Genomic DNA, 14,820 nt, shown 5'->3' on the forward strand with positions numbered 1-14,820 from the left:
GCAAAGAGTAGCCTTACTTTTTTGGTGCTTTTTAGCTACTTTGCCTGTCCATTTTGTAATAAAATAACAGGTAAAACACGCCCCCCAAGCGGAGAAGCAAAGTAATGTCACTAAAAGGTCGAATCCACTCTTTTGAGTCCTGTGGTACTGTCGACGGTCCCGGTATTCGTTTCATCGTCTTCATGCAAGGCTGCCTGATGCGCTGCCAATATTGCCACAACCGAGATACCTGGGATCTTCATGACGGCAAAGAGATCACGGTCGAAGAGTTGATCAATGAAGCTAAATCCTACCGCTTCTTCATGAACTCGTCGGGCGGTGGTGTCACCGCTTCCGGTGGTGAAGCTATGCTGCAGCCAGAATTTGTGCGTGACTTCTTCCGAGCGGCTCAAGCGGAAGGTATCCATACCTGCCTCGATACCAACGGGTATATCCGCAAGCATACGGAAGTAGTTGATGAGGTGCTCGATGCGACCGACCTGGTCATGCTGGATCTGAAGCAGCTTGACGACAGCATCCACCAAAACCTTGTTGGTGTCCCTAACAAGCGCGTGTTGGACTTCGCCCGCTACCTACATCAGCGCGGCCAGAAAACCTGGATCCGCTACGTGGTGGTGCCTGGCTTTACTGATGACGAGCGCTCAGCCCACCTGCTGGGTGATTTCATCAAGGACATGGACAACATCGAGAAAGTCGAACTGCTACCCTACCACCAGCTCGGTGAGCACAAGTGGGAAGCGATGGGTTTTGACTACCCACTAACAGGCGTTTCCCCACCATCAAAAGAAGTGATGGAAAAAGTCAAAGAAATCATCAGCAGCTACACACAAGCGAAAGTGATTTACTGATACCTGCCCGCAAGCAGTGTCATAGAGGAGAGCACCAGCTCTCCTTTTTTGATCCCGGCGATGGGCGATGGTGATTATTTCTGGCCAGATCAAACAACAGAAAAGCAAGACAAAGTGAAAGTCACTATCAGAAAAATTCATTCGCCAAGGCAATGGCATACGGCAAGGCATAACCCAACCATATAAGAAAATGCCAATATCCCCCCCACTTTAAGCCACCTGAAGAGATGAACAACTCATTACTTGCAGGCACATCTTATTGATTTATTAGTTAATTGAATTTGACCTATCAATAAAAATGAAACTCATTGAATATAAAAATACCCAAGCCGCTGGACGGTACTTGGGTATTTCTTTAAATCGGCTTACCTAACAGGTTAAGTTAAACCGACACGATATTCTTTCTAACTAGAAAGCGAGCATCACGACATCAAACCTTGTTCAACTTATGGTTTTTCATCATTCGATGACCTTCGCGCTTGATACACTCCAGCAACGGGTGATCCCCCATCTCTTTGCGCCAAATAAAGGAAATCGCACGATCCATTTTTAATTCAGGCACATTCAGTGCGGCCAATTCACCACGCTCGATATGCGGGGCCACATCCAGATAAGGCAAGCACGTAAGGTAATTGCCATTTGCCACCATGCTGCGGATCACCGGGACATGGGTGTACTCTCGCCACACATCCAGATCGGGGATCAGCGGCACCACCGCACTTTCGAAAATCGCCCGCGTTCCCGCTCCGCCCTCACGCAATACCCACTGTGCTTGCTCCAGCTGCGCCAGGCTGACTCGGGAATTCTTGGCAAAAGGGTGGTGAGCAGCACTGACGACAACCAGGTGATCCCGGCACCATTCTTCCTGATGGGTACGGTTATCATCACAACGGCCTTCGATAATACCGATATCATATTTATAGTTCAGCACCCCTTCGATAATGCCCTGGCTACTTTTCACTTCGAGCCCGGTGCGCACTTCTGGGAAATCAGTATCAAGAATACTGATAAGCTCCGGCACTAGGTGCTCCGCCGGGGTCTGGCTGGCACCGATAGTAATACTGCCACTGAATAGGTGCTGGTCGTAAAAGCCCGCTTCAATCTGTTCGGCATCTTGCAACAAGCGTCGCGCTTTCGGTCGTAGCCAGTTGCCCCAGTGACTCAAGCGCATATCTTTGCCCTGACGAACGAAAAGATCGCGTCCTAGCAGCTTTTCTAATTGGCTAAGTGACATACTTGCAGCAGACTGGGTGACCCCGAGCCGCTCAGCCGCCTGGCTAACACTGCCTAATTCAGCAACCGCATCAAACACTGATAACTGTTTCAACGAATAACGCACTTATACTCCTAGATTTACAACAGGGGGGACTGAATGCCAATAGATATCACTCTAAAGACCAAGTCACTGGTATATAAACCAAATATTCCAGCTACTTTTGCCAATCAATAAACCTGATAGCTACATTGTTTCAATCAATATTGTATCAAGTTTTAACTGCCGGGTAATGCAAACGAAGGGCACATTCACGGCTAATTCCCTTTCAATTGCTTAAAAACTGTAAGTAAATGCCTGACGATATGTCATATTTGATATCTCTGTATTTTAAGGATAATATCCTGATTCATTTTTACTTATTGGTCACCAATAATAAAATCATTTTTTCTTATACGTTCTACAGCAAGCCTCTCAACTCAACTCTTTCCTAAAATTGACGATTTAACCGCCAAAACGGAAGGTTACCTTACCCTATCATCCAAATTGATTCTCTTTTTAAACGACATCTTCTGAAACATTTCCAAACAAAGTATCAGTAAATTTGAACTCAAACCTAAATAAAATCAATTTTACTAATAAGACGGTGCTAAGTAACATTCCCGTCAACAGCTCAATGAGCCATTTTTCAATGACTCTTGGCGAGTTGCTGAAACAGTGTTGATTTTGAATTTAGGAGATTGTTATGAGCGCTTTACTTACAGTGAGAGACATTGTAAATACGCAAGCCCCGACGTTGAGTATCGAAACCAGTTTGCCTGCGGCAATCGATATCTTGTCAAAAAACCACATTAACGGCGCGCCAGTTTGCGACGCAAACGGCCAGCTAGTCGGTTTCCTCTCTGCTCACGACATCATGGTAGAAATGTGGTGCCAAGACTACCTGCCTGATGAAGATGTAACGGTAGGCAACCTGATGAAAACCGATTTGGTGACAATGGATATCGAAGACCGCCTGACAGACGCTCTGGAGTTCCTTGCCCTGGACAAAGAGCAGCTATACCCAACAACCGCTATGGGCTATGCAACGCAAATGACAACCTTGTCGCTGGAAGAGCGTGCTAAATCTATCAAGGTTAACAAGCCACAAATTTTACCGGTCATGGAAAACGGTAAATATGTCGGCGTGGTATCCCGCCAAGAAGTGTTGAAAGCCCTTCGTGCCCTATTCAATGATGCAACGACGCCTACGCCAGTTGCTCAAAATGTTGCCCCACAGGTAGTTACCTAATCAGTAACGGACGTATCACTCGCCCACAGTCAGCCTAACGTATTGTTAGAACCTCATGTACCTAGCACATGAGGTATGCCTGTGAGCAGTTCGAAAGAGTTTTTGGAGTTAAAATGGAACAAGTTTCCCATCTATATGCTTTTAACCATTTTGTTATCGCGATAGCCGCCCTAACAATTATGGTATTGGTTGCCCGTACCCTAGTTGCTGGAACGAAATATTCCTCACTGCTGGTTATCGTTGTATTTGGCCTGGCTTTAGGCTCACTGCTGGTTCACAGCGATATGGCAACACCAGGACTAGAGCAGTTCCCTATTGTTGCGCTGATTGGCCAGACAACCGTGATTGCATTGATCGCCTCCTTCTTCGTCGGCGGACAAGAAATCCGCCGCCTATTGTCAAACAAAGGCTTTGACGAAGAGTGCGATTTCTTCTCCCCTTCTGCCCAAGAGGTGGTATTGGGTACAAGCAGTACGCAGTTAACCTATATTATTCGTGCCTTCCTGCTGCTTATTGGTATCCAAACGGCTGATGTGTTGATTTCAGACCGAACTACCGACTTTGCTCTGGGCGACTCTTTCCTACTGCTGTCTTACATTTGTTTGGCATTGGCCTTTATCCTGATTGATCGCAAAGCCGTTATCTCAAATAAAGGCCAATACATCCGCAAGGGCTTGTTTGAAGTAGTCGCGATAATCGTGGTACTTAACCTCTCGCTTTGGCTGGCGAACGTCGTATCATCTGTGATTGGCCTGCCGCAGATCTTCTTTGCGATGATCCTGTCTTCTGGCTTGGGCGCAGCATTGCCTAAGTGGAAACACGGCCCAACAATGAATGCACTACTGTTTGCAGGTATCCCGCTGGTATTGGCTGGTAGCTTCCTGGTGGGTGGTTCGCACATGGTTGAAGCCTTCGGTATTCCGGGCCTACAAAGTGTTATCGTATACGGCTTCTCTGGTCAGATTTTCTGGATGTTTGGCGGTCTGGCGCTACTGATTTTCGTCGGCAAGTCAAACCACGTACGTAACCTAGCACCTGGCCTAGCGGGCGGTCTGTCTCATTCAGGTCTAACTGGTGCCTGTACTGCGGGTGACTTCGGTCGAACCGCCGCTTCCCGTGCGCCGATTATGATCAACATTCCGTTTGCCGGCCATATCTTCGTCTTCACGATTCTGGCAGCAAGCGCAGAGCGTGGTTCTCTAATGGTTAGCTGGACGCTTCCACTGCTACTGGCCGGTGCCGCGTTTGTCTTCCTGTCTCTGAAAAATCTGCGCTCAGCCAACGGCTGTGAGAAAACAGAAGTCAAAGGTCTGATGCTGTTCTCCCTTGGCTGGCAGATCATGGCGGTGTTCGGTAGCTTCACCTTACTAAGTGTTGCCGGCATGTCCCTTGAGCACGCGTCTATGTCAGCGGCTTCTGGCCTGTCCCACTTCGGTCTGTTTGCCGCAGTGCAAGAAGGTATGTTCGGTTCAGCAGCGGCAAGCCTGATCACCTTTACGTTTGCCATGACTTTCCTGGTCCACCCGTTTGTCTTCGCGATGTTCGGCAAAGCCGCTGAAAGCAACGGCCGTATGGCGGAGAAAGCCGTAACCGTTCTGGCAAGTGCGGGCCTCATCGGTGTTGTGTCTTCAACCTTGATGATTTAACCAAGACGGCCAAGCCACAAGGCGGACATTATTAAAGAGGGGGCAGATAGTTTATCTGCCCCCTCTTTTTGTGTAGCACAAGCCTTGATAGCAAGAATGAAAAAGCCAGCCCCTTTTGAATGAGGAGCTGGCTTGGCTCGCCACCTAGCACGCTGATATTGGAACTTGATTTACCGCTTGGCTAAACCTAATCGATTTAGCTCACAGGCTGATTGGCATAGGCAGCCTGTTTTGCCGCTTCCAAAGAAGGCCCGTCCCCATCACGGCCGAACAGCTGCAATAGCTGCTGCTCGGTGTCGGTGGTAAGTACCAAGATTTCAATCCGGCGATTGAGGTGGCTGTATGGTGCGTCGCGGTCAAGCAACATGGTATCGGACATTGCTGTTACCTGGGCCACACGCTCACTTGGCATACCGCCAAATTCCAACACCTCTCGCGCCCGCTGAGCACGCTCGCCTGACAGCACCCAGTTGCTTCCTGCAGAGCGCTGGCTAAACCCGCTGGCATCGGCATGGCCGGAGATCATGATATGGTTTTCGACCGTGGCGAAGGTCGGTGCAATCGCCAGTAACAGATCCTCAAAAAACGGCGTCAGCTCAGCACCGCCACGTTTGAACATCGGTTTTTCATTGTCATCATTGACCAACACCCTGAGCCCCTGTGGTACCACTTCCACCGACAGTTGGTTACTGGCCGAAAGAAATTCACTGACATCCTTGAGGTACTCGCCCAGCACCACCATCTGCTCATGGCTTTCATAGCGCCCCGGCACCAATGAAGGACCTTCCTCCCCCAGCCCACCGAAGTTATTGCCCTCACCGTCAACGACATTGATTGTCAGTGAATTACCCAAATTTTGCGGATTGCTCGGTTGCCGGCTCTGTAATCCCGGCAAGGCCTTACCACCAAAATCAACCGCAAAAGGGCTGTTATCCATAAACATCTCATCGTGTGGCAGGAGCTGCTGCTGACCACTGAGACGACCGACAATGCGTTGCTTCTCATCCTCAGTCGTCACCTGCAACACCCACATCACCATGAAAAAGGCCATCATTGCCAAGGTAAAATCGGCAAAGGCCACCTTCCATGCCCCTCCTGAGTGGGCAGTTTTCCCCCGGTTACGGCGCTTCTTGATAATCACCGTATCTGTGGTGTTGCCCCTGATCATTGGAACACCTGCTGGGTTACCCAACCTTCCATCTCAGCAAAGGTCGGCTTCACATCAAGCAAAATCAGCTTACGACCAGAATCAGCCGCGACCAGTGCGGGTTTACCAGCGGTATAGCTGACCATCATGGCTTTAACACACTCGAATGCCGACAGCTCACGCTTGACCTGATTGGCCATGGCAGAGCTCAGCGGATCGAACACGCAGTAACAGAAGAAGATCCCCAGGAAAGTACCGACCAGTGCGTGGGCAACGCTGATCCCGATCTGCGCCATGTCACCATCGATATTGGTCATGGTGATCACAATCCCCATCACCGCCGCCAAGATACCGAAGCCCGGCATCGCCTCTGCGATACGGTGCATCGAGTGAGACGGCTCCATAAGATCCGCTTCAATGGCTTCGAGCTCCAACTCGAGCATACTTTCCAGTTCATGGGCACTGATCTTGCCCATCGCCATCAGGCGGAAGTTGTCGGTAATGAAAGTCACCAGTTTCGGGTACTCCAACACTTCCGGATAACTCAGGAACAAGCTGCTCTGGTGAGGCTCTTCGATATGCTCATCAAGCACTCGCATGCCGTTTTGGCGCACCTGCTCAAGCAAGTGGTACATCAAGGACAGCAACTCACGATACAGCTTTCGCTCATCACGTTTGGCAACGACACCGCGGGCCTGATGCCACATTTCAACAATCACATGGTGCGGGTTGCCGATAGCCAGTGCACCGGCACCGGCACCCAAAATGATCATCAGCTCTGCTGGCTGCCACATGGTGCCGAGGTAGCCCCCAGCCAAAACAAAACCACCGAATACACAGAGAACAATGATTAAGACACCGATTATTTTTTGCATAACTTTCTCCTACAACATGCTCTTAATCATGGTGTTCATTTGCTTGATTGCCTGCTTGTGCAGCTGGCAGATCCTCGCTTCGCTAAGGCCAACCACCATGGCGATTTCCTTCAGGCTAAGCTCTTTCTGATAGTAAAAGTCCAAAATCAACTGTTCACGCTTCGGCAGCTGGGAAAGCACATGCTTGAGCAAGTCATCATTGATCATATGCTGAAGGTTGCTATCTTCCTCACCAAAATCGACACTGTTGCTGTCGGACTCAAACAACTGCTCCAGGCTGTGTAGCTCCTCAGCCTGGGCGGCATACAGCAAGCGATAACATTCTTCCAAGCTGATCTTCAGCGCGGCAGCCAGCTCATGCTCGGTAGGATGACGCTTGAACTGCTTGGTCAGTTGCTTGCTGACCTTATTGAGCTCATGAACTTGCTGGCGCAGCTGGCGAGGTCGCCAATCCCGGCGGCGGAGCTCATCGAGAATCGCGCCCCTGACACGGCGGGCGGCGAAAAAGCGGAAGTTTTCGTCCATCTCACCGTAGCGGCGTACCGATTCAAGCAACCCGAGCAAGCCAATCTGCTCCATATCATCCAACCCCATACAGCCCGAGGCATGATGATGCAGCTGCTGAACAATGCGCTTCACCAACCCCAAATGCTGGCGCAGAATCTGCTCTTCATTATTTTGTGAGGACTGCGTTTGCCACTGAGCATACTCATCCTCAAAAGGTAACTGCTGTGCTTCTAACATGATTCCCTTCCTTTATTGCAGCACGAGCTTGGTAAACAACACTTCGTCGATCTGGTAGGCGTATCCATTCAAGGCCATCGCCTGACGCAGCTTGCCAAGTACCTCGGTTTGCATACGCTCAATTTCATCCATCTGGCGCAGCTCTTCAAAGGTGCTTTGGCTAAACATCTTCAACAGGACATTGCGTGCCAACGGCTTGTATTCGATAAGTTGGTCATGGGCTTTAGAAGAGCTGGTCTTAAGTGCCAGCTCCAGCATTAAATAGTGCGTGCGCTCTTCGCCATCTATGGTGATAACGAACTTATCGAGGTTCATGAAGTGGGCACGTTTGCTCTCTTCGCTACTGGAAAACACGCTGAATTCAGCGGACTGGTCGTTGACGATAAATGCGTAGGTTGCAATCGATGAGACAGCAATAAGCACTGCGGCGGCAAGTGCAGCCAAAATGACTTTGGTGCTCATTACATTGGTTCTAGCCATTATTATTTTTCCTTACACCATACGAGTGAGACGGTATTGGTCCGCCTTAGATAAGAGATCGGGTGATTCATGCCACTCAGCCGCTTCGACTACAGGCTGAGTAGCAATCGACATATCCGCTGGTTGCTCGAATGTTTGTTGCTGAGATTGATCACTGACATCGACATCCACCATGGCACCAGCAAGTTGCTTGCCCTCAAGCTCGGCTCGCAAACGCTCGGCGCCTTGCTGCGCAGCTTCTCTCAGGGCGGGATCCGTTGCCGCGATATGGACATGTACCTTGTTGTTATCGACTTTGACTGACAGCTCTAGGCTGCCAAGGTGCGGGGGATCAAGGCGGATGCGGGCATGCTGCACCTCTTGATTTAAATGCATCTGCACCCGCTCTTTTAATACCGACACCAACTGCTGGCCCCATTGGTGCTGGTTCTCTGCCATTTTGACCGGGGCCCATTCGGCACGAGTGGCATGAGATGGGTGTGAGGGTGAATCTGCAGCCGCGACGGTATTCGGCGCATCTTGCAGTGATAACGTGGTGAAGCTGTTAGCCTGAGCCAGCTGCTGCAATAACACCGGGTTAGTGGTTTCCTGTCGGACTGGCGTCATCGCATTGGTAATCACCCGCTCGATAGCCTGATCGAAAGACAATGACTCGCCCTGCGCTGTGCCACCGGACGCCAAGTAATGCGGGATCCCAGGCTGAGCCTGCCCCATCTGTACCGATACACTTTGCAGACCGTCAGCCCGACGCATCATACCCAGCAACTGCTCGCGAACATCCGAGCTAAGGGCATTGGTAATGTTAATCAGGCGGAACTGACCTTCCGGCGGTAATTGCTCCATAAACGGATGGGCACTACTGAACACCCAGTCCTCACCCTCTGCCAACCCTTTGAGCTGATCATAGAGATCAAACCAATAAGGGTTCGCCTCTTCGGCCGCTGCCATACCAGCCTCTTGCCCAGAGCCCAGCCCCAACAGCGCAGCAAAGCTATCCAACCACGAGCCGCTATCACCGTTCTGTGCCGGTGCTGAAGAAGCCAAAGTCGATGTGGCATTTGCGCGGCCTTGGGGCATGGATGGCGGGATCGAAAGTTGGCTCATCGAATAAAGCCCCCAGCCATCTCTACCTGCTGGTACTCCGAAACCCCTTCGCGCTGACTCTGGAATTTAGCTAACATTTGACCGAGGTGGGCTTTTTCCATTTCACACGCGGTCATGGCTGCCAAATGCACCTGCTTAAGCTGCAGGATGTCCCTGCGCAATGACTCAGCAACGTCCGGTTGCTGCTTGAGCGTAGCCAGCATGCTGTAGATTTCTTTGTCTAACCGACGAACAGCCTGCCACTCTTTGCGCTTGTAGCTGTGGTTAAGCTGCAATGTCAGTTGCCTAACCTGGGTATTATTGACCTTCATGCGCCACCCCGAAGTTATGCCAGCCTTGCTGGATGTTACCCATGATGCTGCGAACCTCAGCGAGTTTGCCGGCATCATTATGGACACTGGCTTCAAACAAGCGCATGGTGCAAAAGTCGTAAAGCTGATTCATTTGCTGGGCTAACTCGCCGCCTTGGCGCATATCTAACGCACTGTTTAGGCCACCGATAATGTCGATACATTTACCGATAGACTCGCCTTTTTCTTTCAAGCGATTGGCATCCATATGACCTTCGGCACGGGTCAGGTTATCCATGAAACCATCAACCAACATCAATACCAGCTGATAAGGGCTGGCGGCAGCGGCTTGTGCTTCAACCTCCACTTGCTGGTAAGCATCGAAGCCAGAATCATCCATTAACATCATTTGTTCCCCTAAAACATAAACATGGAGCTAGTCGACTGCATCTGCGACATGGTTTGCTGCATCGCGGTATATTCGCGCAAGTAGCGGTTGTAGGTTTTTTCCATTCGGTGATCGAGCCTTTCTATTTTGTCGTCAACCCGATCAAGATTGCCTTGCAAAGAATCCTGGCGACTCTTCAGCAGGTTGGTGCCTGAGTTTGCCGATCCCGTATATGGCGAAATTGCGGTCTCTAGCGCGGTTAACACACCGTTATCACCCAAGAAGATGGCATCGATTTTTTCCGGTGTTTCCTGAAGAGCTTTTTCAAACCGCTCGTTATCAATTTTCAGCGTGCCATCCCGATTAGCCTCGATACCAATACTGTGCAGGGTGCCTTCATCAAACTGGCCACGGGTAACAGTGTTCAGCATGTTCTTCAGGCCACGAGCTGTAGAATCACTCGATAGTGCACCGGCTTCGGTGATCTTGATGCTGTTGTCGTCTTTGTCGTCATCGTCACCATCACTGCTCTTGTCGTCATCGTCTTGATCAAGCTTGTAGTCGGTCATGGTGTGTTTTTGGATGGTGTTAACTAATTCGTTGTAGGCATCGACAAACTCCTGCACCGCTTCTTTTGATGCGGTTTCATCGCTGCCAACCACTAGGGTTAATGGCTTGTCGCCCGGTTCATGTGCCTTGGTCAGCTCAAAGGTCACGCCGTAAATCGCATCATCGATAGTGTTGTCGCTGCTACGAATTTCCAGTCCGCTTTCACCACCGAGCATCACAATCGCATCCTGGGCTTTGCTCAGCTCCTGCTGCTTGAATGCATCAGTCACGGTTTGATCGGCCGTTACCTTAAATGCATTCTCCTCACCGGTTTCGGTACTGCTCAGTACCAAACTGACCTCGTCACCAGAGCGCACGACAGAGGCTGACACCCCCTCATCGAACTCATTGATGTGGTCTGCCAAATCATGAAGATCTTTGTCGCCATCCGCATTGAACACGGCAAAGTCGACCTCGATAGGATCATTACCCGGCACTTCAATGGTAATAACCCCGTCAGTTGGCAACTCATCCCCTTGGAGAGTGAAAGCTTCTTGCTGCGCCGTGGCCAGCTGCTTGACGAACAAGTCATAGCTGCCTGCACGGGCAAAATTACTCGCCGACGCATTGATGTAGCCTTCTTCACTGGCGGTTGCGCTGTTTTTCACAAAGCTACTGTCGGCCTTGTTCATTCGCTCCAAGGCGGATGAAAAATCACTAAACGCAGAATCAATATCTTTCCAAGCGTCTAACTGCGCTTGATACATTTTTTGTTGGTTCGCATATTGGATATCAAACGGCTGGCGCTGAAGCATCACCATTTGCATTGCCATAGAAGCAGGATCCATCATCGACATTTTTATTTCTCCTCAACTCACCATTAATTAGCAAAAAACATTCCAACTTTTAATTAAGTAATATTTTGCTAATTCACATCGATAAAACTTTAAATTTGCTGGTCAAACAACCAAACAGGGGAAATCATCTACTTTCATTATTTTGAAAGCGGAAGCTTTACTTCCGGTAGCGGAAGAACGTGTTATTTCCTTCCGCTTCCTATTGAAAAACAGTTTGTATAATAGTATTAAGCGACTACTCTCAATGATTTCTTAATTTGTATTTGGCTATTGGCTATTGGCTATTGGCTATTGGCTATTGGCTATTTAATATATTCAAACATTTTGTTTATTTAGATAATAAAAAACCGCAGCCAGGCCGCGGTTTTGATTATTATGTGGAGTGGTTTGATTGCAGTAATCTTGCGTTAGCGAAATAGCCGCTTGGTAAATTAACCTACCAGGCTCATTACCATGCCAGACATGCCGTTCGCCTGAGACAGCATAGACATGCTCATCTGCGTCAACATCTGGTTCTTCATCATGTTTGAAGACTCAACCGCGTAATCAGTATCCATGATACGGCCTTTTGCCATTTCAGTGTTTTCTGCCATGTTGCCCAGGTTTACCACAGTGTGTTCTAGACGGTTGATATTCGCACCCAGTGCAGAGCGCACTTCACCGACACCTGCATTAGTACCATCACCATTCAACAGTGCATCAATTGCATCCATCGCTGAATCTGCATCAGTTGCTAGATCTTCACCATTTAGGGCTGTAATAGAGGCACGTACGCCTTGTAGCTCAGCAGAAACATCTAGGTCTAGTTTTTCAGCTGTTGTCGCACCAATCTGGAATGAAACAGCCGCATCAAGAATACCACCAGCACCAAGCAAGTTGTTACCAGAGCCATACTGGGTGTTATCAACAATGCTGTTAAGCTCAGCTTCAAGCTCATCCCACTCAGCTTGCATTGCTGCGTGCTCATCAGCTGAGTTAGTTCCGTTTGCCGCCTGGGTAGCCAGATCCTTCATACGGTGAGCAATGTTAGTCATCTCATCGAAAGCACCCTCAGCTGTCTGAAGCATAGAGATAGCATCTTGCGAGTTACGCTGAGCGACATTCAAACCATTTGTTTGAGACTGCAGGCGAGTAGCAATCTGCAGGCCAGCAGCATCGTCAGCCGCAGAGTTGATGCGAAGACCAGTAGAGATACGCTGCATTGCAGTATCCATCGCACCCGATGTTTTGTTCAGGTTGTTCTGAGTTAGTAGAGACGTGTAATTAGTATGAATCGATAGCATGTTATTGCCCTCTGTGGATTATTCTGTATGAGTGTCTACACCTCTATAAAACGACACCTTGATGCGCCCCTTAAACAGGCAAATACCATTTTTTAATTATTTTTTCGCCAACGACAAAAATAAATTTTTCTTAAATAAAAATTCATTGGCTATTGGCTATTGGCTATTGGCTATTGGCTATTGGCTATTGGCTAAAACATCTCCAACAGAAAGGAGCGCAAGATATTTACCGATTTTATTTCAACGTGAACGGAATCAATAAAATTATGGGATATGGAAAAATCAAAGAGGGCGTTTTGAAAATTAAGTAGGTAAGAAGATAAAATTTAAAATAACCAATAAAACAGAGAAAAGATAACTACAGTAACAATAAACCCGGTGCGTAGCCAAACCTTGAGCGATACAGAAGTGCTCGCTGATGTGCCTGCTTTTGAGCTATTTCCGTATGGTGTCCACAGCAGCTGCAGGGGTTCATTGTGTATGAAGCCTTTGGCGACCAGCCGCCAGCCCTGATCGACCGTCGGCAGCAATACCAGCGAAAATGCGGAAGGTAAAGTGGAGTTAAGCAGCTGTGGCTCACTTTGTCCCCCACCTACCTGCCAGCGCACGGTATGCATTTGGCCCTCAAGTTGGATCCGCAATTGCAACTCCCCTTCCCCTCCAGTAAGGCGAAAGCTGGGTGACTGCATACTCGGGGCACTGTAAGCCTGGGCGTGTTGATTAAGAGAGATGCCCGATGAGCTTGCCAACATACGGACAATCTGCCACTGGGCTTGTGGCAAGGTTTGCGAGGCCGGTGAATGGCTATTGTTCGATGGCGCCTTGGCTGTCCCTTGTTGGGGCGACGGGGTAAATTGCTCCGCTTTTAGCTGCTGCGGCTCGATACGCAGTAATCGGTTTATCGCCGCAGAGAGAGGTGACAGCATTAGGGGGTCCTTGATTAAGGCTTGTACTGGCTAAGCCTTTTTATTCACTAAGCTTGTTATTCACAAAGCTTTTTATTCACGAAGCCTTGCTATTCGCTCAGTAAAGATACCACGGTTTGACGGTGAACATTGGCCTGAGCCTTCAAGTTTTGGAATGCCGAGTTGAAACTGTCACCATTTGGCAGAATACGCGCTAAATCCGCCTCAACACTTTCCAGTACTTGATCGTTAAGATAATGGTTACGCTGATTAATGGTATCAATGCGCTGCATGACATCCTGCTTATGAAGCTGGATCTCTTGAATGCTAGCCTTGATTTGCTTCATCATCTGCTGGCTTTGTACCAGCGTCTCGCGTAAATGCGCTTTGTCCGTCTGCCATTTTTGCGGTTCGAACCGTGCTTCCGTTGTCTCTAGCTTGACCCGGTTTGGCTGGCCTGCCGGAAATCGATCGCCCTGCCCGACGACTCGCATTTTCTGTGAAAGGTGTTGCCAATCCGCTTCATTGGCCGAGAAAACCAATTGACGCTGTTTGTTGAGCGACACCCCGATACCGTGCTCGTTCAGTGCCTGGCGAAACTGCATGGCTTGCTGCTCTGGCGTTGCATTGGCACCGAGTTTGACAGGAACAGCATTGGCTCCTCCTTTGGCGAGATTGAAAATCACCGTTTCGTCTCGTGGGCTGCTGCGCCGTGTATCCAGCCCTTTGATTTGAAATGACGTTCGGGGCTCACCATGAAATACCGGTTTGAGCTGGCGGCTCAATACCGCTTGGTCTTTATAGCTCGCTTGCTCAAGGCGCTGCTCCATCCTGCAGGCTAACTGCTCTATATCAGCAGCAATCTTCGGCGAGGCACTGCCTGAGCGCATCGCAAACTCCACCCGCTTACTGAGTTGTGCGAGGTTTTTACCTATATCATTAAGGCTAGCCTCGGCCACTTTCGAGGAGGCAATCTTGTGCTGAGCACGCTGGATCAAGCTGTGCTGGCGGGTATGCTCCGGGGTCAAGGTTTGCGACAGGCGCAAAGGGTCCGGTTGCTTGTTATCAGGTACGGCGGCCGTTTGGGTGGCAGGTCTTGCGATTACCTGCTGCTGGCGGCTGGCTCCGGCTGCCGCCGAGCGAAGATCATTTACCTGAGAAACCATGTGTCTTCCATCAATCCAAAAATGCCCTGCCGGG

Annotated in this window: 15 protein-coding genes; 3 read left to right on the forward strand and 12 right to left on the reverse strand. The window is 49.5% G+C overall.

The annotated features are described in order from the left end of the window. Positions 1 to 104 precede the first annotated feature (104 nt). On the forward strand, positions 105 to 848 hold the full coding sequence (gene pflA / locus R2X38_RS17285; RefSeq protein ID WP_317523570.1) for a pyruvate formate lyase 1-activating protein: 744 nt from the start codon (positions 105 to 107) through the stop codon (positions 846 to 848). Between the two features lie 430 nt (positions 849 to 1,278). Here pflA and R2X38_RS17290 read toward each other — a convergent pair whose 3' ends face one another. Next, positions 1,279 to 2,187 carry a LysR substrate-binding domain-containing protein gene (locus R2X38_RS17290; protein WP_317523571.1) on the reverse strand — a complete coding sequence of 303 codons (909 nt, stop codon included), beginning with the start codon at positions 2,185 to 2,187 and terminating at the stop codon, positions 1,279 to 1,281. A gap of 619 nt (positions 2,188 to 2,806) precedes the next feature. Here R2X38_RS17290 and R2X38_RS17295 point away from each other — a divergent pair. Both R2X38_RS17295 and R2X38_RS17300 read left to right on the forward strand, forming a co-directional pair. Beyond that, positions 2,807 to 3,352 carry a CBS domain-containing protein gene (locus R2X38_RS17295; protein ID WP_317523572.1) on the forward strand — a complete coding sequence of 182 codons (546 nt, stop codon included), beginning with the start codon at positions 2,807 to 2,809 and terminating at the stop codon, positions 3,350 to 3,352. Positions 3,353 to 3,465: 113 nt separating this feature from the next. Beyond that, positions 3,466 to 4,998: a hypothetical protein gene (locus R2X38_RS17300; RefSeq protein WP_317523573.1), complete on the forward strand. Its 1,533-nt coding sequence runs from the start codon at positions 3,466 to 3,468 to the stop codon at positions 4,996 to 4,998. A 196-nt stretch (positions 4,999 to 5,194) separates the two neighbouring features. On the opposite strand, the gene R2X38_RS17305 is transcribed toward R2X38_RS17300, so the two are convergent. From R2X38_RS17305 to R2X38_RS17355, 11 genes are all read right to left on the reverse strand, one after another. Next, positions 5,195 to 6,166, reverse strand: coding sequence for a flagellar motor protein MotB (locus R2X38_RS17305; protein ID WP_317523574.1), 972 nt, complete (start codon positions 6,164 to 6,166; stop codon positions 5,195 to 5,197). After that, the gene (motA, locus tag R2X38_RS17310) at positions 6,163 to 7,020 is read right to left on the reverse strand and encodes a flagellar motor stator protein MotA (RefSeq protein WP_317523575.1); all 858 of its coding nucleotides are present in this window, start codon (positions 7,018 to 7,020) and stop codon (positions 6,163 to 6,165) included. Before motA ends, R2X38_RS17305 begins: the two co-directional genes overlap by 4 nt. A gap of 9 nt (positions 7,021 to 7,029) precedes the next feature. Then, on the reverse strand, positions 7,030 to 7,764 hold the full coding sequence (gene fliA, locus R2X38_RS17315; RefSeq protein ID WP_317523576.1) for a FliA/WhiG family RNA polymerase sigma factor: 735 nt from the start codon (positions 7,762 to 7,764) through the stop codon (positions 7,030 to 7,032). A gap of 12 nt (positions 7,765 to 7,776) precedes the next feature. Then, entirely contained in the window at positions 7,777 to 8,244 is a 468-nt protein-coding gene (gene fliL / locus R2X38_RS17320; RefSeq protein WP_317523577.1) for a flagellar basal body-associated FliL family protein, read from the reverse strand. Between the two features lie 12 nt (positions 8,245 to 8,256). Continuing rightward, positions 8,257 to 9,348 (reverse strand): flagellar hook-length control protein FliK, encoded by a 1,092-nt coding sequence (locus R2X38_RS17325; RefSeq protein ID WP_317523578.1) that lies wholly within the window; start codon positions 9,346 to 9,348, stop codon positions 8,257 to 8,259. Beyond that, complete coding sequence (locus R2X38_RS17330) at positions 9,345 to 9,659, reverse strand: hypothetical protein (protein WP_317523579.1); 315 nt, start codon at positions 9,657 to 9,659, stop codon at positions 9,345 to 9,347. The genes R2X38_RS17325 and R2X38_RS17330 overlap by 4 nt, the downstream gene beginning before the upstream one ends. Next, on the reverse strand, positions 9,646 to 10,044 hold the full coding sequence (fliS, locus tag R2X38_RS17335; RefSeq protein WP_317523649.1) for a flagellar export chaperone FliS: 399 nt from the start codon (positions 10,042 to 10,044) through the stop codon (positions 9,646 to 9,648). The genes R2X38_RS17330 and fliS overlap by 14 nt, the downstream gene beginning before the upstream one ends. An 11-nt stretch (positions 10,045 to 10,055) precedes the next feature. Next, complete coding sequence (fliD, locus tag R2X38_RS17340) at positions 10,056 to 11,432, reverse strand: flagellar filament capping protein FliD (RefSeq protein ID WP_317523580.1); 1,377 nt, start codon at positions 11,430 to 11,432, stop codon at positions 10,056 to 10,058. Between the two features lie 431 nt (positions 11,433 to 11,863). Continuing rightward, on the reverse strand, positions 11,864 to 12,715 hold the full coding sequence (gene lafA / locus R2X38_RS17345) for a lateral flagellin LafA (protein ID WP_317523581.1): 852 nt from the start codon (positions 12,713 to 12,715) through the stop codon (positions 11,864 to 11,866). Between the two features lie 326 nt (positions 12,716 to 13,041). Continuing rightward, positions 13,042 to 13,641 (reverse strand): hypothetical protein, encoded by a 600-nt coding sequence (locus R2X38_RS17350; protein ID WP_317523582.1) that lies wholly within the window; start codon positions 13,639 to 13,641, stop codon positions 13,042 to 13,044. An 89-nt stretch (positions 13,642 to 13,730) separates the two neighbouring features. Further along, entirely contained in the window at positions 13,731 to 14,786 is a 1,056-nt protein-coding gene (locus tag R2X38_RS17355; RefSeq protein WP_317523583.1) for a hypothetical protein, read from the reverse strand. Positions 14,787 to 14,820: the final 34 nt, after the last annotated feature.

Origin of the sequence: Photobacterium rosenbergii (assembly GCF_033022775.1) — a bacterium.
GTDB lineage: Bacteria > Pseudomonadota > Gammaproteobacteria > Enterobacterales > Vibrionaceae > Photobacterium > Photobacterium rosenbergii_A.

Excerpts from the sequence above, each read along its gene's own strand:
- pflA (WP_317523570.1), top strand. The coding sequence starts at position 105 with ATGTCACTAAAAGGTCGAATCCACTCTTTTGAGTCCTGTGGTACTGTC.
- R2X38_RS17295 (WP_317523572.1), top strand. The coding sequence starts at position 2,807 with ATGAGCGCTTTACTTACAGTGAGAGACATTGTAAATACGCAAGCCCCG.
- R2X38_RS17300 (WP_317523573.1), top strand. The coding sequence starts at position 3,466 with ATGGAACAAGTTTCCCATCTATATGCTTTTAACCATTTTGTTATCGCG.
- R2X38_RS17305 (WP_317523574.1), bottom strand. The coding sequence starts at position 6,166 with ATGATCAGGGGCAACACCACAGATACGGTGATTATCAAGAAGCGCCGT.
- motA (WP_317523575.1), bottom strand. The coding sequence starts at position 7,020 with ATGCAAAAAATAATCGGTGTCTTAATCATTGTTCTCTGTGTATTCGGT.
- fliA (WP_317523576.1), bottom strand. The coding sequence starts at position 7,764 with ATGTTAGAAGCACAGCAGTTACCTTTTGAGGATGAGTATGCTCAGTGG.
- fliL (WP_317523577.1), bottom strand. The coding sequence starts at position 8,244 with ATGGCTAGAACCAATGTAATGAGCACCAAAGTCATTTTGGCTGCACTT.
- R2X38_RS17325 (WP_317523578.1), bottom strand. The coding sequence starts at position 9,348 with ATGAGCCAACTTTCGATCCCGCCATCCATGCCCCAAGGCCGCGCAAAT.
- R2X38_RS17330 (WP_317523579.1), bottom strand. The coding sequence starts at position 9,659 with ATGAAGGTCAATAATACCCAGGTTAGGCAACTGACATTGCAGCTTAAC.
- fliS (WP_317523649.1), bottom strand. The coding sequence starts at position 10,044 with ATGTTAATGGATGATTCTGGCTTCGATGCTTACCAGCAAGTGGAGGTT.
- fliD (WP_317523580.1), bottom strand. The coding sequence starts at position 11,432 with ATGTCGATGATGGATCCTGCTTCTATGGCAATGCAAATGGTGATGCTT.
- lafA (WP_317523581.1), bottom strand. The coding sequence starts at position 12,715 with ATGCTATCGATTCATACTAATTACACGTCTCTACTAACTCAGAACAAC.
- R2X38_RS17350 (WP_317523582.1), bottom strand. The coding sequence starts at position 13,641 with ATGCTGTCACCTCTCTCTGCGGCGATAAACCGATTACTGCGTATCGAG.
- R2X38_RS17355 (WP_317523583.1), bottom strand. The coding sequence starts at position 14,786 with ATGGTTTCTCAGGTAAATGATCTTCGCTCGGCGGCAGCCGGAGCCAGC.